The following is a 19,917-nucleotide window of genomic DNA, read 5'->3' on the forward strand; positions in this document are numbered from 1 at the left end:
CATGACTGCGGCCCTCGCCGCACTCTGTGACCGCCGGTGGCCGTGACCGACTCTGGAGCGGCACCGCGCAAGCCGGGGCTGTGGCTGATCGCTACCCCTATCGGCAATCTGGCCGACATCGCTCCCCGTGCTCTGCGAGTGCTGGCCGAGGTCTCGTTTGTGGCCTGCGAGGACACCCGGCGCACTGGCCTGCTGCTGCAACGCCTAGGCATCGACGCCGGGCAGCTGCTGGCTGTGCATGGGCACAACGAGGCCGCCGCCTGCCAAGCTGTCGTGGATCGTCTGCAGGCCGGGGAGTCCGCTGCCTACGTCACCGACGCGGGCATGCCCGCCGTGTCTGATCCGGGGCGGCGACTCGTCGCTGCCGCAGCAGCAGCAGGCATCGGTGTCAGCGTGGTGCCTGGTCCGTCGGCACCTGTCGCGGCGCTGGCCGTGTCGGGTCTTCCGACCGATCGCTGGCTCATGGAGGGCTTCATGCCACGCAGCGGCGAGGCTCGAACCGCACGAGTGGCGGCCATTGCCGCTGCGTCGCACACCACGGTGCTGCTGGAGTCGCCGCATCGGCTCGGCGCGACCTTGGCCGAGTTGTGCGATGCCTGCGGTGACGGCCGGCCGGCTGTGGTGGTGCGCGAACTCACCAAGCTGCACGAGGAAGTCGTACGCGGCACGCTCGGCAGTCTGGCCGAACGGTACGCAGTGCCGACGCGGGGCGAGATCGTGCTGGTCGTGGGCCCGGCACCGCCCGCCCCGCCGACCGACGCGCAGATCGACGCCGAGCTGCACGCAGAGTTCGCCGCAGGCGCGAGCGCTCGCGACGCTGCGGCTGCAGTTGCCCAGCGCCTAGACGTCAGCCGCAACCGCGTCTACCCGCAAGCCACCAAACTCAAGCCCTCCCGCACCCGCAGTTGAGCGCATCTCCGCAGCCGAACGCTGCACTGAGGCTTTCGCCGGCGCTCAATAGCCTGCGGGTGTGGCCTCCTTCTACGTCACGACGCCGATCTACTACGTCAACGACGCGCCGCACATCGGGCACGCCTACACCACGATCACCGCAGACGCGATCGCTCGTTGGAAGCGTCTGTGCGGCGACGACGTGATGTTCCTGACCGGCACCGACGAGCACGGCCTGAAAGTGCAGCGCGCCGCCGAGGAGCACGGCTGCGCTCCCATCGAGTGGGCCGACCGGACCGTGGTGCGCTTCGAGCAGGCTTGGCGGCAGCTCGACATCTCCCATGACGACTTCATCCGCACCAGCGAAGCGCGCCATCACCATGCGGTCAGCGAGCTGCTGCAGGCCTGCTACGACAACGGCGACATCACCCTGCAGACCTACAAGGGCCTGTACTGCGTGAGCTGCGAGGCGTACTTCACCGAAGACGACCTCGACGAAGGCAACTGCCGCATCCACCGGCGGCCCGTGGAGCACGTCACCGAGGAGAACTACTTCTTCTCGCTCAGCCGCTACGAGCAGCCGCTGCTGGACTGGTACGAAGCCCACCCCGACTTCGTCGTCCCCGCCACCAAGCGCAATGAGGCGCTGGGGTTCATCCGCAGCGGTCTGCAGGACTTCTCCATCAGCCGGACGTCGCTGGACTGGGGCATCCCGATCCCCTGGGATCCGCGCCACGTCACCTACGTCTGGTTCGATGCGCTCACCAACTACATCACCGCCGCCGGGTACGCCAGCGACGACGCGCGCTTCGCCCACCGCTGGCCGGGCGTGCATCTGATCGGCAAGGACATCCTGCGGTTCCACTGCGTGTACTGGCCGGCGATGCTGATGAGCGGCGGCGTGTTGCCGCCCCGCCGAGTACACGTACACGGCTTCCTGCTCGTCGGCGGGGAGAAGATGGCGAAGTCGTCGCTCAACCAGATCGCTCCGGGCGACCTCGTGGACGAGTTCGGCAGCGACGGGGTGCGGCACCATTTCCTGCACGACCAGCCCTTCGGCCCGGACGGGGACTTCTCCTATGAGGGCATGGTCGCCCGCTACAACGCCGACTTGGCGAACAACCTGGGCAACCTGATGAGCAGGGTGGCTACCGTGGTGGGCCGCAAGTGCGACGGCATCGGGCCGGCACCGTGCTCTGACAGCCCACTGGCCGAAGCGGTGGCCGCGTGCTTCGCCGAGACCGCCGACGCCTGGGAGCGGCTGGCGCCGTCGGAGGCGCTCGACGCCACGTGGCGCATCATCCGCGAGACCAATGCCATGCTCGAAGCCGCCGAGCCGTGGAAGGCCGAGCCGGGTCCGCAGGTGGATGCAGTGCTGGGCGACGCGCTGGAGGCGCTGCGCATCGTGGCGGTGCTGGCATCAGTGGCGACGCCTCGGGGCTGCGAGGAGGTATGGCGGCGCATCGGCCTGGAGGGCTCGCCGGCCGATCAGCGCCTGCCCGCTGCGGCGGCTTGGGGGGGCTATCCGGGCGGTCTGCCGGTGACGACCGGCGAGCCGCTGTACCCCCGCGTACGATGAGCTTGCTGCCGTGAGTGCGCCGGAGGTCTGGGTAGACAGCCACTGTCATCTGTGGGACCGCGGCGATGAGCTTGTGGCCGAGGCAAGCCGAGACGGCGTGGCGTGGATGGTGGACATCGGCACCGACCTCGAACGCAGCATGGCTGCGCTGGAACGGGCTCGAACGCTGCACGGCGTGGTCGCCACTGTCGGGCTGCACCCCCATGAGGCAGCTGACGGGCCGGAGGCGCTTCCAGCGCTGGAGCAGCTGATCGCGGCCGACCAGCGGCCTGCGGCGATCGGCGAGTGCGGGCTGGACTACTTCTACGAGCACGCTGACCGGACGAGCCAGCGCGAGGCGTTCGCTGCCCAGATCGCGATGGCCCACCGTCACGAGCTGGCGTTGGTGATCCACAGTCGGGACGCTTGGGAGGACACGTTCGACGTGCTCGACGCCGAGGGTGTGCCCGAGCGCACGGTGTTTCACTGCTTCACCGGCGGAACCGGCGAGGCGCGCGCCGCACTCGAACGGGGTGCCTTGCTGTCGTTCAGCGGCATCGTGTCGTTCCGCAACGCGGCCGAGGTCCGTGAAGCCGCAGCGTTCGTTCCCGCCGACAGCTACCTCGTCGAAACCGATGCGCCGTACTTGGCGCCGGTGCCGATGCGGGGCAAGCAGAACCGGCCGAGCTGGGTGCGTTACGTGGGCGAGGCAGTAGCGGCGGCGCGTGGAGTCCCCGCAGCCCAAGTCGCTGCCGAGACCACGGCCAACGCTGTGCGGGTCTTCGGGCTGGGTGAGCCTGGCGGGCCATGACCGGCGGGCTGCTGACCCTGCCTGCGGTCAAGGAGCTGTTGGATCGAGCAGGCACAGCGCCGCGTCGCAGCTTGGGCCAGCACTTCGTGGTGGATCCCAACACCGTGCGTCGCATCGCGCGACTCTCGGGCATCGGTCCGGGCGACCGAGTGGTGGAGATCGGCGCCGGCCTGGGTTCGTTGACCATCGCGCTGGCCTGCAGCGGCGCGCAGGTCGTCGCTGTGGAGACCGACGGCCGCCTGGTGCCGCTGCTGCGCGAGACGGTGGACGCTTGCGCGCCGCCTGAGAGTGGGACGCGCAGCGAGCGGGGCAACGACACGAACGGTCGCGTGCGCATCGTCCATGCCGACGCTCGGCATCTGGACTGGAACGCCCTGCTGCCGGGCACGGGCTGGCACCTCGTCGCCAATCTGCCCTACAACATCGCCACGTCGCTGGTGCTCGCCGTGCTCGACGAGGTGCCGGCAGTTGCGGCCCTGCTGGTGATGTGCCAGCGGGAGGCGGCCGAGCGACTGGCGGCAGCGCCCGGCAGCGGCGCATTCGGCGCCGTCTCGGTGCGGGTGGCCGCACACGCCGACGCCGAGCTGGCCGGAGCGGTGCCGTCCACAGTCTTCTTCCCTCGACCCGAGGTGGAATCAGCGCTGGTGCGGATCACGCGGCGCACACCGGCGATGGACTGCGCGCTGCGTGCCGAGGTCGGCCGGCTGGTGACTGTGGCGTTCGCGCGTCGTCGCCAGATGCTGCGCCGCACCTTGCGCACCGTGTTCGACAACGCCGACGCCGCGCTGGTGAGTGCGGGAGTGGATCCGACCGAACGCCCCGAGCGTCTCGGCCTCGCGGACTGGGTGCGTCTGGCCAGTGTCTCGCTGGGTGCAGCGGTGTCGGCGTCTGGGTCGCAGCACCGGACATGACGCGCTGCGAGGGCGTGTCAGCGGGCGCATCGAGTCGGCCGGCATCAAGTGCAGCGGCACCAGCGGGCGCAGTGCGCCTGCTGGCGCCGGCGAAGCTCACGCTGACGCTGCGGATCACCGGCGTTCGATCAGACGGCTACCACTTCGTCGACGCCGAGATGGTGACGCTCGACCTGTGCGACGAACTCGTCGTGCATCCCAGCGCGGTCGCGTCCGTCGAAGTGATTCCCGAAGCGACGGCTGTCGACGGTGCCGACACCGGTGCCGCCTCATGGGACATCCCCAGCGATCACTCGAATCTGGTGATGCGCGCGCTCGAGCTGGCCGGCCGGACCGCCCATGTGGTGGTGCGCAAGCGCATCCCTCCGGGTGCCGGTCTCGGCGGCGGGTCGGCCGATGCCGCTGCGGTGCTGCGCTGGGCGAATCGGCTCACTGCGGGCGAGATGGCCAGCACTGCGGCAGCTGGCACGACGCGCCGACGGCGGGGCCAACGAGAGCCGCGCACGCTTGTCACGCCGCAGATGGCAGCGACACTCGGCGCGGACGTGGCGTTCTGCCTCGTCGGCGGGCGCGCCCGCGTCAGCGGCATCGGCGAGGTCGTCGACCCGCTCCCGTTCCGGGCGCAGCGTTTCGTGCTGTGGATGCCGCCGATTGCCTGCGACACTGCGGCGGTCTACAGCCGCTGGGACGCGCTCGGCGGACCCGCAGGCGCCAACAACGACCTCGAGTCAGCGGCGACTTCGCTCTACCCGGAGCTTGCTCAGTGGCGGGACGAGCTGGCTCGCGCAACGGGGCAGCCGGCGCAGCTAGCAGGCAGCGGCAGCACTTGGTTCGTCACCGCACCGTCCGGCGCAGCGCCGTTCGGAGGCAGCGAGCGGGTGCGCGCGCCCGACGGCGTCCGCGTCGTGGCGGCGCAGGCCCTCCGCCCGATGTAGGACTCGCCCGATGCAGGACCCGCCTGATGCAGAACTGGCACAGCGCAGCGGGATTGGCGCCGGCGGAACCAGACCAGCGCAGGCGTCAGCGGTTGCGACGCTGGTAGCGGGTGCGGCGCAGCATCTTGCGGTGCTTCTTCTTGCGCATCCGCTTGCGGCGCTTCTTCACCAGCGATCCCATGAAGCACCGCACGCTAGCGAGTGGCGGGCCCAGTGCCACGACCAAGCGGCGCCACGAGCACGCGACACGCTCGCGCTGAGGTCGGTCGCTACCCTCGACCGCACAGCAGGCCATCTGGGCACCGCGCGCGATCGGGGATCGTTCAATTGGCAGGACATCGGGTTTTGGTCCCGACAATGGAGGTTCGAACCCTCCTCCCCGAACGCATGCCTGGGTGCGCCGAGCCGCCACCGGCCCTGCACGCTCGATGACCGCCGACTGTGCCGCGGTCGTGCTGGCGGCCGGCGCTGGCACACGCATGGGCGGCGACCTGCCCAAGCCGCTTCACCCGGTTGCCGGCCGCGCCATGGTCCTGCGGGTGCTCGACGCACTGGCCGGTGTGGAGGCCGATCCGGTCGTGATTGTGGTCGGGCACGGTGCCGCGCAGGTCAGCGACGCGGTGCGAGCCGGCGCGCCCCGGCCCGAGCGGCTGGTGTTCGCCACGCAGCACGCGCAACGCGGCACCGGCGACGCCGCACGGGTCGGACTGGCGGCGCTGACGCAGCAGCGGCAGCATTCGCAGATCGACGACGTGCTGGTGTTGCCCGGCGATGCGCCGCTGCTGCGACCCGAGACGCTCCGTCAGGTCGTCACGCAACGCCGCCGCTGCGACGCGGCAGCCAGCGTGCTCACCGCACAGCTGGCCGACCCGGCCGGCTACGGCCGCATCGTGCGTACCGACGGGCCGATCAGGATCGTCGAGCAACGCGACGCTTCGCCGAGCCAGCGGCGCATCCGGGAAGTGAACGCCGGCGTGTACTGCTTCGGTCTTGAGCCGCTGCGTCGAGCGCTGCGGGCGCTCAGCCCGGCGAATGCGCAAGCGGAGCACTACCTCACCGAGGCGATCGGCATGTTGGCGCACCGCGGCGAGAAGATTGCGGCGGTGGCTGCAGCCGACCCGGCCGAGGCCCTGGGAGCGAACGACGCCGACCAGCTTGCAGCATGTGAGGCAGCACTGGCCGCACGCACAGTCCTAACCTGCCGCCACAGGCAGTCGCCGAGCGAACTGCGCCTCGTGTGAGCGCGGCTGCGGGGCGCGGCGACAAGGCCACTGCGGCGAAGGGAGCACGCCATGGAGCTGGTCACCAAGAAGCGCATGCACCTGTTCAGCGGCCGCGCCAACCTTGAGCTGGCCACCGAGATTGCCGAGCAGCTGGGCGTGGAGCTCGGCGACCCTGGCCTCATCGACTTCGCCAACGGCGAGATCAAGTGCAAGTTCGCCGAGTCGATCCGCGGCGGTGACGTGTTCATCATCCAGAGCCATGCCGCGTGCGAGACCATGAGCACCAACGATGCGATCATGGAGCAGCTCATCATGGTGGACGCCGCCCGCCGCGCTTCGGCCAAGCGCATCACCGCAGTGGCACCGCTGTACGGGTACGCCCGCCAGGATCGCAAAGCGGCGGGTCGGGAGCCGATCACGGCTCGCTTGCTGGCGGATCTGCTGAAGGTGGCGGGGGCCGAGCGCCTCGTGTCGCTCGACCTCCACAGCGGTCAGATCCAAGGGTTCTTCAACGGTCCGGTGGATCATCTGACCGCCGCACCGGTGCTCATCGACTACTTGTCCGGCGTCATCGGCCAGGACTCGGTGATCGTGTCGCCCGACACCGGTCGGGTGAAGGTGGCTGAGCGCTACGCGACGCGGCTGGGCTGCGACGTCGCGTCGATCTACAAGCGCCGCGCGACCGCCAGCACCAACGAATCGGAGGCGCTCGGCATCATGGGCGATGTCGCGGGCCGCACATGCGTGATCATCGACGACATGATCGACACTGCCGGGACCATCTGCTCGGCCACCGAGATACTGGCGGCCAACGGCGCTGCCGACGTGATGTGTGCGAGCACGCACGGCGTGTTCTCCGAACCCGCTGTGGACCGCCTGAAGAACTCCTCGCTGAGCCAGGTCATCGTCACCAACACGGTGCCCATCCCCCATCACCAGCAGTTCGACAAGCTGGTGGTGCTGAGCGTTGCAGGTGTGTTCGCCGATGCGCTCGAATCGGTGTTCGAGGATGCGTCGGTGTCGGAGATCTTCGACGGGCAGAACTTGTTCTGACGTAGGCTTCGGCGTCGCTGACGACCCCCCTGCGTCGGCGCCGCCAGACCAGCGCCTGTCTTCGTCGACACGAGGCCGGCTCGAAAGGGTCAGCATGGAACAGCTGAAGCTCATCGCCGAGACCCGTCATGCCACCGGCACGGGTGCGTCGCGACGACTGCGAGCCCAAGACAAGATCCCAGCGGTCATGTACGGCCACCGCAGTGATCCAGTGTCGATCACGCTGGACCGCTTGAGGTTCAGAGCTGCGTTGAACGCAGCGGGGCCGAACGCGATCATCACGCTCGAGCTCGACGGACACGACCATCTCACCATCGTGAAGGACATGCAGCGCGACTCGATTGCCAACCGAGTCACCCACGTGGACTTCCTGCTCATCTCGCTCGACGAGACCCTCGAGGTGGACGTGCCGATCCGACTCGTCGGCGACGCTGCACTGGCCGGCCGCGAAGGCGCCGTGGTGCAACAGCAGCTGATGTCGCTGCATGTCGAGTCGCCGGCCGGCGTGATCCCACCGGCACTCGACGTGAACGTGGAGTCGCTCTCGCTGGAGAACCCGATCCGCGTGAGCGATCTCGCGCTGCCCGACGGCATGGAGAGCTTGCTCGACGGCGACACGCTGGTAGCCATCGCGCAGCGAACACGCGCCGCAGTCGCAGCAGAACAGCTCGACGCCGCAGGTCAGCCGGTCAGCGCCGACGAGGCCGGTGCCGCCGACGAGGATTGACCGACCCGGTGTCGGTGTTCCGCCGGGCCGCAGCTCGGCGAGGAACCAGCGCTGACTGGCTGGTGGTGGGCTTGGGCAATCCCGCTGAGCGCTATGGCGGCACCCGTCACAACGTGGGCGCGCAAACGGTGGAACGCTGGGCAGCAGCACTGGATTGCGAATGGTCCGTGCAGCGCCGTGAGCATGCCCGTGTCGCCCGAGCCGCAGTCGGCGAGCGGCGCATTGCACTCGCATGCCCGACCACGTACATGAACGAGAGCGGGCGTGCCGTGGGTGTGCTGGTCAAGCGCCATGGCATCGCAGAGCCGTCTCGGCTGGTGGTCGTCCACGACGAGCTGGACTTGGCGCCCGGTCAGGCGCGCATCAAGGCCGGCGGGGGGATTGCCGGTCACAACGGACTGGCATCGATTGCCGGACAGCTCGGCACCCGTGACTTCCTGCGTGTGCGCATCGGCATCGGCAAGCCGCCGCAGCCCGAAGCAGGCAAGAAGTGGGTGCTGCAACAGCCGTCGCGCACCGAGTCGCCATCGATCGACCAGGCGATGCAGGCCGCAATGGCGGGGCTGGAGGTGCTGGTGAGCAACGGCATCGAGGCGGCCATGAACGTCACCAATGCCCGTCGGCGCTGAGGCGGACGTCAGCGCGACACCGCTGCGGGTCCTCGCCGAGCGTCTCGGCAGGGACCGCGGCTTCGTGTCGATGCTGGGCCGGGCATCCAGCACCGTCGCCGTCGCGCAAAGCGCCCGTCCGTTCGTCATCGCCGGCTTGGCGACGCTGGGTTCGAGAACTCCGGTGGTGGTGGTTACCGCGACGGCTCAGGAGGCGGAGCGCTACGCGCAGGACGTGGCCGTCTGGCTGGGCGCGCAGCGTGTGGCGTTGTTCGCGGCCTGGGAGACGCTGCCGTTCGAGCGTGTCAGTCCGGCGACAGAGACGATGGGGCGCCGGCTGGCAGTGCTGGAGGCGCTGAAGTCACCGACCGACGACGATGCACTCGCCGCCGACCTGCCTGAGGTGATCGTTGCGCCGATCAGGGCGTTGATGCAGCGAATCAGCCCCGATGCCTGCGCCCAAGAGGCCTCGGTGATCCGCGTGTCGCGAGGGGAGCGCTGCGATCTGAGCGAACTGGCGTCGCAACTGGTGGCGTGGGGCTACCGGCGGGAGCATCAGGTGGAGCACCGCGGCGAGTTCGCAGTGCGCGGCGGGATCGTGGACGCGTTCTGCCCGACGGCCGACGCGCCGGTGCGCATCGACTTGTGGGGCGATGCGGTGGATCGGCTGACCCAGTTCTCGGTGGCCGATCAGCGTTCGGTGGGCGAACTCGACCAGACGCAGCTCTACCCGGCTCGCGAGATGCGCCCCGACGCTGCGATGCGCGAGCGGGCGGCGGCGCTGGCGACGCGCGAGCCGTGGTGCGCCGAGCACATGGAGCGTCTCAGCCGGGGGGAGCTGTTCGACGGGATGGAGTCCTGGTTGCCGTGGCTGGCCTGCGAGGAGATCGTGCTGCCGGACCTGCTCGGCCCAGACGCACTGGTGCTGCTGTGCGAACCCGGGAGGCTGGCGGACCGAGCCGCCGACATCACCGCGGAGACCGACGACCTCACCCGCTCGCTCGCCCAGACGTGGGGCGTGCGCAGCGCAGGCGCCCCGGCCGGCGCATCCTCGGCCAGCGCCGGCGAACCTGGTGCCGAGGCTGCGTTCCCGCGGCTGCATGTGTCATTCGACCGACTGCTGTCGCGCTGCCCCGCGGCGGTGTGGTCCGTCGATTCCACCTCGGCACCGGCCGCAGACGGCACACCTGGACCTCAGATCGAGACCGAGTCATGGGTGTCCGCTGCGGGCGATCCCGGGCGTCTGGTCGGGCACCTGCGACGTCTGATCGTCGGATCGGCGGGACCGAAGGGCACAGCGGAGCGGCCCATCGTGGTGGTGGCAGCAGAAGGGGACGGTTCGGCTGCCCGGCTCCGCGAGACGCTGGGCGCGGAGGAGGTTCCACTGCGGCTGCATCGAGCAGGCACGGCCTGGGACCCGACACCGGGCGGCCACGTCGTCGTGGCGCCGCTCGACGGCGGCTTCATCGCCCCGGCCGCGGGCGTCGCAGTGTTGCCTGAGGCGGAGCTCACCGGTCGTCGTCGGACGCATCGAGCCGCCCGCCGCAGGGCCGGGGTGGCACCGTCGTTCGAGGATCTGAGCGTCGGGGACTTCGTGGTCCATCACCACCACGGCATCGCTCGCTTCGCGGGCTTGACCCGGCGGGCGTTCGGCGGCGACGAGCGCGACTACCTCGAGCTGGAGTTCCGCGGGACGGACCGGCTCTATTTGCCCACTGAGCAGATCGAGCTCATCCGTCCCTACATCGGCGGTGAGACGCCCCGACTCAGCCGCATGGGCGGCAGCGACTTCCAGCGTCAGAAGGCCAAGGTGCGCGCAGCGGTCGCAGAGATCGCCCAGGAGCTGGTGGTGCTGTACCAGCGGCGCATCACCACGACGGGCAACGCGTTCGACCCCGACGGCATGGGCATGGCTGAGCTGGCCGAGAGCTTCGACTACGTCCCGACTCCCGACCAGCGCCGCACCATCGACGAGGTGCTGGCCGACATGGCCGACTCGGTGCCGATGGATCGGCTGGTGTGCGGCGATGTCGGCTTCGGCAAGACCGAGGTGGCGGTGCGGGCTGCGTTCTGCGCGGTGAGCGCCGGCAAGCAGGCTGCGGTGCTGGTGCCGACCACGCTGCTGGCTCGCCAGCATCACCAGACGTTCGCCGAGCGCTACGCGGACCATCCGGTGCGCGTCGAGATGCTCAGCCGGTTCCTCACACCTGGCGAGCAGCGAGCAGTGCTGGCCGGCATCGCCGACGGCACGGTCGACGTGGTCATCGGCACGCACCGGCTGCTTTCGGGCGATGTGGAGTTCAAGAGCCTGGGACTGCTCGTGATCGACGAGGAGCAGCGCTTCGGCGTGAGCCACAAGGAGGCGATCAAGCACCTGCGCGCCGAGGTGGACGTGCTGACGCTGACGGCGACGCCGATTCCTCGCACGCTGGAGATGGCCCTCACCGGCATCCGGAACCTGTCGCTGCTGCAGACGCCTCCAGCCGAGCGCCAGCCCATCCTCACCCATGTCGGACCCTATGACGAGCGCGCTGTCAGCGAGGCCATCCGGCGGGAACTGTTGCGCGAAGGCCAGGTGTTCTTCGTCCACAACCGCGTGGCCGACATCGACGTCGTGGCGGGCGAGCTGGCAGCACTGGTGCCCGAGGCGCGCATTGCGGTGGCGCACGGTCAGATGGACGAGGGCACCCTCGAGCAGGTGGTGATCGACTTCTGGGACGGTGCCTACGACGTGTTGGTGTGTACCACCATCATCGAGTCGGGCATCGACATGCCCAGCGTCAACACGCTGGTCGTGGACCGCGCCGATCTGCTCGGGCTCGGGCAGCTGCACCAGATCCGCGGGCGTGTGGGGCGGTCTGGGCAGCGTGCGTATGCGTACTTGTTCCACCCCGAGACGCGTTCGCTGTCCGAGGAGGCCTACGAGCGTCTGCGCACCATCGGCGAGTCCACCGAGCTGGGCTCGGGGTATCGGATCGCGATGCGCGACCTGCAGCTGCGCGGTGCCGGCAACCTGCTGAGCGGCGTGCAGTCCGGCCACATCGCGGCCGTCGGCTACGACTTGTACTGCGAGCTGGTGAGCGAGGCCGTGGCTGCTCTCAGCGGCGAGACGCCCGAGCAGCCGCCGGAGATCGTGGTCGATCTGCCGCTCGTCGCGCACTTGCCAGACGACTATGTGGCCGATGCTGCGGGGCGACTTGAGGCATATCGCCGGCTGGGCGCGGTGACCACGCTGGTCGAGGTGGCCGACATCGAGGCCGAGTGGGCCGACCGGTACGGCCCGATTCCGGACGCAGCCCGGACGCTGCTGCACATCGCGCTGCTGCGCGTCGAGTGCCACAGGCTCGGGATGCGCAGTGTGGGCTTCGCCTCAGGCCGCGACGGCGGCCGGGTGCGCTTGGGCCCGCTGTTGCTGACCGCGAGCGAGGAGCTTCGCATGCGCCGAATCTGCGCCGGCACGCCGTTCACTGCGGCGCGCTACAAGCCGGACGCCGAAGAGGTGCAGCTGTCGGTGCGAGTGCTGAGGCCCGAAACAGTCGGGCACCTGTTCGCCTTCTGCCAGCAGCTGCGCCCGCCGGCCGCCGACAACCCCACCACGACCGACATAGCCAGCTCCGAGGTGTGATTGGGCCAGGCAGCGGTGTTGGTTCTAGGGTGACGGTGTGACTGTTCCGACGCTTGCTGACGCTCGCCGTGCTGCTGAGCGACTTGCCGAGGGGCATGGGGTTGGGCAGGTGCTGTTGTTCGGTTCGCTTGCTCGCGGCGAGGCGTGCGAGGGCAGTGACATCGACTTGGTGGCGGTCTTCGACGATCTGGGCGATTACCGGACGCGGCGGGACTTGCGGCTGGAGCTGCTGGACGTCGCGGAGGCGGTGGCGGGCTGTGCTGTGGACTTGCGGGTCACGGATCGCGCGGAGTGGCGGCTTCGCTGTGAGCGGGTCTCGAACTCTTTTGAGCGTCACGTTTCTTCGGATGTGGTTGCTCTGGTCGATCTGCCGGCGGGAGACGTGGACTGGGACAAGGCGCGGGCGGCATCAGGCGCTGTGCGGCCACGCGGCCATGAGCATCGAGTTGGGGCTCAAGGCGCTGGTGCTGATGGGCGGCGTGCGGCCCCGCAAATCCCATGATCCGGCTGAACTCCGAACGTCCATGACCCCGGAACGCTGGGAATTGGCGCAGTCGATACCTAGGGACTTGCTGCGGGGTGTGAAAGGATGGCGCGAGGCCGCCCACTATGAGGACGTCCTAGATGAGCTGAATCTCACGAACACTGAGCTTTGCGAACTCGCAGAGCGTTATGTTGATGCCGCCGTGGATTTCGCTGCCCTGGTCATCAGGGAGTTTGAGCGCACCTACCCCGAGTACGGAGACCCGGACCGTGTTGTGGCCCGCCTAGCTCGCAGAGTTCAGCGCGTTCAAGAGAACAGAAGCCTGCGAGACCTCTGGGACGGCACAGCGGCCTCAACCGGCTGATCTGCCAGTCGCTCGCCACACGCCTACGGTAGCCGTAGTGTCCGCACCGAACTTCAGACTGTCTTCGCCGAAAACGTGAACGGCGGGTCGATGCAATCAGTGTGCGCTTGAGGCCGCCCACGCCTGCGCGCCGGCGGTGTACGCGTCACCGGACTGCGCTGCTGCGGGACCCGGCACGAACCCTGGCGAGACCGCAGCCGCCAGCGCCGCTGCCCCCAACGCGGCTCCAAGCCTGCTCAGACACCTCAGACACCGCCGCCGACGGGGGGGGGGGGTCGCAGCACATGTCAGCTTCACAGACCGCGCATCCGAATCAGACAACCGCACAGTCATCATCGGCCCCCCTCGCATATCGCGCAGCGCAACACGCCGCCGCACGCCAGCCGCAGAACAGACCAGGCAACGAAACACCGTGCACGACCCGCCGTCCGGCCCGCGAACCGCGCACCCACCCGACCGGTCGGGGCACAACAGCACCCGCAACACCGCCGAAGCACCCAACCCCCGCCGGCTCCCCCCGCCCCGACCGGATGTCCGTGGACACGCGGCGACGGCGGGCTCGCGCACTCACGGTCGCGGACAGTGCAGCGACGACGGCAGCCTGGTTGTGTTGCAGATTGTGCGCTAGTGCTGCAAGTTGTGCGCTAGTGCCGCAGATTGTGCGCGACGCGGTAGGCTGCGGGGATGCTCGGCGAAGTCGTGCCCTCACGTCGCGTGCCGCCGCCCAACCTGTTCACTCCTGATTTCGGGCAAGCTCCGCACACGCTTGTGGGCAGGGACGAACTCTGTCAGCGATTACTTGGCGGGCTTCGTCTCGGACCTGCCGACAGGCACTGCACTACTTTGCTACTAGGGCCACGTGGCTCGGGGAAGACAGTGCTGCTCAATGAGATCAAGAACACTCTTGCAGCGGAGGGTTGGATAGTCATTTCTCTTGATGCGACCACGGCAGGAATCCGCAGACGCATCAGCGAGGCCATAGAATGGGCACGTGACACGCACGAGCAGATGGAAGTCTCGACCAAAGCACAGAAGCAGACGAAAGCGAGGATCAACATTCCTGGCTTGGAATGGCAGCGCACACTGGTGCAGAACCTGGATCCCGAGTGGAGTCTGCGGCGACAACTGACTGCTCTAGCGATAGAAGCAGAGGCGCACGATTCGTCAGTGTTGCTTGCGATCGACGAGCTGCACAATTGCGAACGCGAAGAAGCAAGACGACTTGCCGCCGATTTCCAGCACATCATCAAAGACGAGCACCGGCACTTGGCATTCGTCGGTGCAGGCTTAGCACGAATGAAGCACACCTTGATGGAAGACACGAGAATCACCTTCTTTCAACGATGCAACACTGAAGAAATGCCGCCCATCACAGCCATCGATGCAGCCCGCTTCTTTGCTAGCGCGATCACGGACGCCGGCGGTACGATTGAGAGCGAGGCGCTGCGCATGATGAAAGATGCGGTAGGCAGATTACCCTACCGTATGCAAGTGATAGGCGACTACGCGTGGCGCGTGTCGAACGCGCCGGTGCACACTATCGACGCACGGGCAGCCGCGATCGCAATTGAAGAGGCACAGCTTACCGTACACCGCAAAGTGGCAGTCTCCGCGTGGCACGAGCTCAGCGATTCAGAACAACGCTACATGGAGGCACTCGCAGCAGCGGGCAACGGCACTCACGCGAACAATATTGCGCGGGTCATGGCGGAAGACCCTCGAACGCTTGCACGCATAGAAACGCATCTCGCCAACTTCGGCTGTATCGAGGTAGGCGATGACGACACCATCCACTTCGGTGACATCATCAACGAAGAGAGCATGCGTCTTCTGAACAGACAGCGCGGACGATATGATGTCACCGGCACAACACACAGTGGCAGAACACCAAACCGACCGGCTGCATGCAACGAATGGATGCCTCGAGCACGCGCCTATTGCCTGCTTCCGCGAGGGCATGCAGGTCGGCACCGCTCACGCTGACAGCTAAGGATGCGTCGGGCGGGGATGCCTCCGGCGCGCAGTGGTGCAGCCTTTGGATCGTCAGCGGCCTGCCATGACCGGATGCCACGGCGCACTGTAGCTGCCCTGTCCGCTGCTGCTGCCGCCCTGACACGCCGTCGGGATAGTGATCTCATGTCCCTTGCATTTCTTCGTCACGGGGTCCCGTCCGCCGGTCTTGCACAACTTGTCCCCCCGGTTGCCGCACCCCCAGTTGCCGGTCGTCAGCTGTACCCGACTCGTACCCGCAGGACAATCTTTAGGCGCAGTCGACGACAACCGCGCACACGTGTCCCTCGACGAACCTGTCGTCGCCGTCGTAGAACCACACGGCGTATAACCGAGCACCTTGTGTTTCACACCCTGGTAGGTGCCGTCGTCATCGTAATGGCTGTTGCTTCGGGGAGGCGTTGTAGTCGTCGTTGTTGTTGTTGTTGTTGTCGAGCGTTTCGGTGGACATCCGCTGGTCGTGTACGAGCCGTCCCAGCAATACCGCCCTGGCACCGGCGGCGAATAGTACTGCGTCGTCGTAGTCGCGCTCCTAGTAGACGTCCGCCGCCGCTCCGTCGGCGTGGTGCTGGGCGTAGTTCTGCGTGACGAATAATCCGGCGGCGGATAGGACTGTGTCGTCGGCGGGGCCGTAGTCGTAGTCGCATGAGTGTGGGGCACGTAATCCCAACGGCCGTCTTTCACCGTTTCGGTCCTCTCGACCTTGTCCCTAGACGCCGGAATCCACTTTCTCGTCGTCTTCCAGCCCCACCCCCCCCCACGCACACCTGCATCCCGGGTTCGCCTACCAATTGCTTGCAGTAACGGACCGGCGGCGACAGCGGCACCGTCACCGTCCGCCCAGGCACCTCTACGCATTCGTAGTACGTCCTCGTATACGATGTGTCCACCCACACTCTTTTCCCCTGATGCGCTTCGGCGGACCGTGTCACAGCCACCAGCGGCAGCAGTCCGCCAAGCAACGCGAGCACGCACAACGCGACACAGCCACCGTAGCGGCGGCGGCGGGGATCGTCGCCGCTCACCGGAACGTCCCAGAACAGCGGGGGGAGGGGTCATGGCGGAGAAGCATGGCGACCGGCCGGCGCAGGCGACCCAAAATCTGCCGCAACGGGTGCCCTCAAGTGCCAATCGGCCGCGAGAGGGCCGGGCAGGTGCGTCCTGTCGCTACGCCTGTCGGTGTAGTCGCGTCAGCACGCCCGGGACAATCGGCACGCTCCCGTGTCCCGCAATGTGACGGCTGTGTAGCGGACGGCTAGCCGAGGATGTACGGCAGGTTCCATTCAGGCAGCACGTAATCCCACTGCTATGCCGGAGCACCCTCGCAGGCTATGTCCGCCTTCTCCGGTTCGCGTTGAGCGATCGCAAGCCATAAGCCCGCACAGTAGAAGCCGTGCCTCTCCGCCCAACTGTCCAGACTGCTGTACACCTCCTTTTCTAGGTGGTCGACGTGAATCCTGACCTGCTCATTCATCCACGGCGCCAGCACGTTGTCGCAGCCTGCCGCGACAGCAAGCTCACCTGCAAAATGCGCCTGCCGCACGAAATGAGAGAACTCACGCCACGCGTCCCTGCCGACAGAGCGAATCGAGTCCGGACCATTATAGGGGGTGTTCTTGGATGGATAGAATCCTGAAGGGAACACCACGTCGATCACCCGGTGACTCTGGAGCCGTTCCCACCATTTGGTCATGGTCTGGTATTCGGTGAGGCATGCTCCGGCGGGGATGCATGCGAGCCGGTTGTTGTTGTCGGGGTCGGCGTAGAACACGACGGACACCGCTTGGCAGGCTTCGATGGTGGCCGTGTCCACGAGTGTGGACGGGTCGCTGACCGGGTCCGCGGGCAGTGTCCGACGCCGCGGCGGCGTTGTAGTAGGCGGCGGATCATACCAGTCGACACAGATGTCATCATTTGCCGGAGTATTCTTGCCATCCGTGGCTTCCCACGCAAGGCACTCCGCGTTCTCGCTGGGACGCGGCACCGGACGGGGCGTGGGCTCGATCCACGCTTCGCAGACGTCGTCACGGTCGACAGGCTCCTCGTCTGCAGTTACATGCCATAAGATGCACTCGGCTGTAGGGCTGGGCCGCGGCATGAGCACCAGCCAAGGAGCTTCCAGATCCGCAGGCAGCGGCACAGGCTTGGCCCCTGCGAGACCCCCCCTCAGGCACACGCTGACCCCCGTGTCAGTGGCCAGCTGACGTGTGCAGCGGGCGTTGAGCGCAGGCCGCGCGGCGAGAACGTACGCCTGCGGATTGGTGTATTCCCACCAAGGCGGGTCGTCGCCCTCGATCGCCAGCTCCCAGCCCTCGGCTTCATGGTGCCAACGGTCACAGCTCTTGGTGACCCCGTCGGGATGCATCAGCACAAGCAAGCAGTAGTTCCCGTCGCCGTCAACCCACATCTCACCGACGAACGGACCGCCAGCGTCGCTTGAGGCATCGGCAGCGACCGGCTGCGGGCCCGCGGCAGGCACAGTCGTCTCCGACACGGCCGCGGTCGTGGCTGTAACTGCCGGCACTGGCACAGCCGCGGTCGTGGTTGTCACCGGCGCCCCGCTCGTCGTGGTCACAGCCGCCGGCTGTGTCTCCGCGGGCATAGACACGTCAACAACAACAGCACTGTCGCCATCAGCACTGTCGCCGGACACAACCGACCCGCCGCCGCCGCTCGGGCTGCTGCACCCTGCTGCGAACAGCAGCACCGCCGCCAGCACGACCACGGGAACCGCGGAACGCCTCATTTCCCGGGATGCAGCCGACACTACAGCTAACCTGCCAGATGCGTGCCCAGATGCGAGCTTGGAGAACTTACGTGACGCGCCGAGCAGCGTGGCTGTCGGTGCTGGCATCGGTGGCGCTGTCGGCCGCTGCATGCACCGCAGCCGGCAGCAGCGTCACGGTCGACACGAGCTTGGACCCCGCCGTGGTCGATGCGCTCGACGCAGACGGCGACGGCGTTGTGTCTCGAAGCGCAGTTGAGGCGGCGATCGACCAAGCCGCAGCGGAGGCCGAGGCCGCGGCGCAGCAGGCCCAGCTCGAAGCAGAACGCGAGGCGATCGAGGCGCAGCGTGCTGCGCGGCAGAACGCGTACAAGGAGCTGTTCGACGACCGCAGCGCTATGGCGGCAAGCATCGGCCGCGAGCAGGTGCTCGTCGGTGAGGTGCGCGACAATATCGCGGAGTGGCCCATCACCCAGATGGAAGACCCGCTGGCACCCACGATCGAAGAGTTCGTGTCGCGGTTGACCTCGATGATTCGGCTGCGCCTCGCTGGTCTCGTCATCGACGCATTCGGCTTTCCCGTCGACTTCAGCGGCACCGAGGCCGAGATCGATGCGCAGGTGAGGGCGCACCTCACCGGCGACTTCGAAGCGTTCGCGCAGCAGCGTGCCCTCGAACAAGAACCGCAGCTCGAACGGCTGGCCACGCCGCATTGCGTGAGCGTGCTGGTGGTGGATTCCGAGGCCGACGCCGTGGCAGCAGTCGAACGCATCCGGGCTGGCGAGTCCTTTGCAGAAGTAGCCGATGAGGTCAACGTGCCCGACTTCGCCGAGGCAGGAGGCACTGTCGGCTGCGGACTGCTCTTCGAACTGCTCGGCCCGAGCGAGCTGGCCGTGACGTTGCTGGATGTGGCGCCCGGTGAGCTGTCCAAGCCGCTGTTGCTGGAAACGACAGTGGGCCCGCAGTGGGTCGTGGGGCGCGTGGACTCGCTGGACACCGATGCGACCGACCTAGCCAGCATCGGACCGTTTGCCAACCGTCTGCTGGGCGAAGAGGTCACCGCCTACACCGTGGACATTGCGCCGGCGCTGGGCGCATGGAGCGTTGACAACCAGTCGGTGACCTTGCCGCCGATGCCGTGACCGGCTTGCTGGGCCATCGACGGCGGTGCAACGGATGTGAGAGCACGGGTCGTCGTGGCATGCACCGCTGCGCTCAGGTTCGCCAAAGCCCACTCAGCTAGTGCGGCAGTTGTCGGAACGGGCTCGTAGTGGCTGCTGAGCAGGCAGTCGATGTAGCCGGGCCAGCCACCGAGCCGGCCGAGCTAGGGCAGTCTGAGCTAGGCCAGTCTGAGCTAGGACAGCACGAACTGGGCCGCAGATTGGTCTCGCTGCACCGGGTGATCGCGACGCTGCGACGGGAATGCCCGTGGGACCGTGTCCAGACGCACGCCTCTCTGGCGCCTTACGCGCTCGACGAGGCTGCCGAACTGGCCGAAGCACTGCAGGCAGCCCACGACGCGCTGTCCAGCGAGCCGAACCAGACCGTCGCAGCCACCGCCACCGAGGATCTCGTGGAGGAGCTCGGCGACGTGCTGCTGCAGGTGTTGATGAATGCCGCCATCGGCGAGCAAGCGGGCACGTTCACGCTGGTCGAGGTGCTCGAGACCGTCGAGGCCAAGATGGTGCGCCGCCACCCGCATGTGTTCCGTCGCGATCCGAGCGCTCCGGTGCCGACCGATGCGGAACTCTCGGTGCAATGGGAGGAGATCAAGGCCGCAGAGCGCGAAGCCCGCTCACACCGCATCGCAGCTCGCGAAGCGCGCGACAGCCAAACCGCGTCGCCCTCCGGGTGAGCTAGCAGACAGGCCGCGCTCACAAGCGAGCCCCCAGCACGAGCCGTTGCAGTCCCGAACCGGCTGATGCGTCCCAGAACTGAAGGAGTGCTGACGGCCGAAGGCGCGAGCGACCCTGATCCGACCCGCTCGCTGGG

17 protein-coding genes and 1 tRNA gene are annotated in these 19,917 nt (G+C 67.7%); 16 read left to right on the forward strand and 2 right to left on the reverse strand.

Annotated elements, in window-relative coordinates; translation table 11 throughout:
- The first annotated feature begins 36 nt into the window (after nt 1–36).
- From rsmI to ACOGI4_RS04885, 5 genes are all read left to right on the forward strand, one after another.
- Complete coding sequence (gene rsmI, locus ACOGI4_RS04865) at nt 37–909, forward strand: 16S rRNA (cytidine(1402)-2'-O)-methyltransferase (protein ID WP_419842802.1); 873 nt, start codon at nt 37–39, stop codon at nt 907–909.
- Between the two features lie 61 nt (nt 910–970).
- Nucleotides 971–2,470 carry a class I tRNA ligase family protein gene (locus ACOGI4_RS04870; protein ID WP_419842803.1) on the forward strand — a complete coding sequence of 500 codons (1,500 nt, stop codon included), beginning with the start codon at nt 971–973 and terminating at the stop codon, nt 2,468–2,470.
- Between the two features lie 10 nt (nt 2,471–2,480).
- Nucleotides 2,481–3,260, forward strand: coding sequence for a TatD family hydrolase (locus ACOGI4_RS04875; RefSeq protein WP_419842804.1), 780 nt, complete (start codon nt 2,481–2,483; stop codon nt 3,258–3,260).
- Nucleotides 3,257–4,171 (forward strand): 16S rRNA (adenine(1518)-N(6)/adenine(1519)-N(6))-dimethyltransferase RsmA, encoded by a 915-nt coding sequence (gene rsmA, locus ACOGI4_RS04880; RefSeq protein ID WP_419842805.1) that lies wholly within the window; start codon nt 3,257–3,259, stop codon nt 4,169–4,171. The genes ACOGI4_RS04875 and rsmA overlap by 4 nt, the downstream gene beginning before the upstream one ends.
- Nucleotides 4,168–5,106 (forward strand): 4-(cytidine 5'-diphospho)-2-C-methyl-D-erythritol kinase, encoded by a 939-nt coding sequence (locus ACOGI4_RS04885; protein ID WP_419842806.1) that lies wholly within the window; start codon nt 4,168–4,170, stop codon nt 5,104–5,106. The genes rsmA and ACOGI4_RS04885 overlap by 4 nt, the downstream gene beginning before the upstream one ends.
- An 85-nt stretch (nt 5,107–5,191) precedes the next feature.
- Here the strand turns inward: ACOGI4_RS04885 and ACOGI4_RS04890 are convergent, their stop codons facing one another.
- Nucleotides 5,192–5,287, reverse strand: a complete 96-nt coding sequence (locus tag ACOGI4_RS04890) for a 30S ribosomal protein bS22 (protein WP_323671112.1) — start codon at nt 5,285–5,287, stop codon at nt 5,192–5,194.
- A 131-nt stretch (nt 5,288–5,418) separates the two neighbouring features.
- Between ACOGI4_RS04890 and ACOGI4_RS04895 the strand changes: the two genes are divergently transcribed.
- From ACOGI4_RS04895 to ACOGI4_RS04935, 9 genes are all read left to right on the forward strand, one after another.
- Nucleotides 5,419–5,490, forward strand: a tRNA-Gln gene (locus ACOGI4_RS04895).
- Between the two features lie 44 nt (nt 5,491–5,534).
- Entirely contained in the window at nt 5,535–6,347 is an 813-nt protein-coding gene (locus ACOGI4_RS04900; protein ID WP_419842807.1) for an NTP transferase domain-containing protein, read from the forward strand.
- A 51-nt stretch (nt 6,348–6,398) separates the two neighbouring features.
- Nucleotides 6,399–7,382, forward strand: coding sequence for a ribose-phosphate diphosphokinase (locus tag ACOGI4_RS04905; protein WP_419842808.1), 984 nt, complete (start codon nt 6,399–6,401; stop codon nt 7,380–7,382).
- 94 nt (nt 7,383–7,476) lie between these two features.
- Entirely contained in the window at nt 7,477–8,109 is a 633-nt protein-coding gene (locus tag ACOGI4_RS04910; RefSeq protein ID WP_419842809.1) for a 50S ribosomal protein L25, read from the forward strand.
- Nucleotides 8,106–8,738: an aminoacyl-tRNA hydrolase gene (gene pth / locus ACOGI4_RS04915; RefSeq protein WP_419842810.1), complete on the forward strand. Its 633-nt coding sequence runs from the start codon at nt 8,106–8,108 to the stop codon at nt 8,736–8,738. The genes ACOGI4_RS04910 and pth overlap by 4 nt, the downstream gene beginning before the upstream one ends.
- Nucleotides 8,722–12,342, forward strand: coding sequence for a transcription-repair coupling factor (gene mfd / locus ACOGI4_RS04920; RefSeq protein ID WP_419842811.1), 3,621 nt, complete (start codon nt 8,722–8,724; stop codon nt 12,340–12,342). The genes pth and mfd overlap by 17 nt, the downstream gene beginning before the upstream one ends.
- Nucleotides 12,343–12,379: 37 nt before the next feature.
- Nucleotides 12,380–12,844: a nucleotidyltransferase family protein gene (locus tag ACOGI4_RS04925; protein WP_419842812.1), complete on the forward strand. Its 465-nt coding sequence runs from the start codon at nt 12,380–12,382 to the stop codon at nt 12,842–12,844.
- Nucleotides 12,777–13,190, forward strand: coding sequence for a hypothetical protein (locus tag ACOGI4_RS04930; RefSeq protein ID WP_419842813.1), 414 nt, complete (start codon nt 12,777–12,779; stop codon nt 13,188–13,190). The genes ACOGI4_RS04925 and ACOGI4_RS04930 overlap by 68 nt, the downstream gene beginning before the upstream one ends.
- Before the next feature lie 684 nt (nt 13,191–13,874).
- Nucleotides 13,875–15,173: an ATP-binding protein gene (locus ACOGI4_RS04935; RefSeq protein WP_419842814.1), complete on the forward strand. Its 1,299-nt coding sequence runs from the start codon at nt 13,875–13,877 to the stop codon at nt 15,171–15,173.
- Between the two features lie 1,333 nt (nt 15,174–16,506).
- On the opposite strand, the gene ACOGI4_RS04940 is transcribed toward ACOGI4_RS04935, so the two are convergent.
- A complete protein-coding gene (locus ACOGI4_RS04940; RefSeq protein ID WP_419842815.1) occupies nt 16,507–17,679 on the reverse strand; it encodes a hypothetical protein in 1,173 nt (390 codons plus the stop codon).
- 338 nt (nt 17,680–18,017) lie between these two features.
- Here ACOGI4_RS04940 and ACOGI4_RS04945 point away from each other — a divergent pair, with 338 nt between their 5' ends.
- Nucleotides 18,018–19,067 carry a hypothetical protein gene (locus ACOGI4_RS04945; protein ID WP_419842816.1) on the forward strand — a complete coding sequence of 350 codons (1,050 nt, stop codon included), beginning with the start codon at nt 18,018–18,020 and terminating at the stop codon, nt 19,065–19,067.
- A gap of 128 nt (nt 19,068–19,195) precedes the next feature.
- A complete protein-coding gene (locus ACOGI4_RS04950; RefSeq protein ID WP_419842817.1) occupies nt 19,196–19,780 on the forward strand; it encodes a MazG nucleotide pyrophosphohydrolase domain-containing protein in 585 nt (194 codons plus the stop codon).
- Nucleotides 19,781–19,917: the final 137 nt, after the last annotated feature.

The organism is Candidatus Poriferisodalis sp., from assembly GCF_965205175.1.
Classification (GTDB): Bacteria; Actinomycetota; Acidimicrobiia; order Acidimicrobiales; family Poriferisodalaceae; genus Poriferisodalis.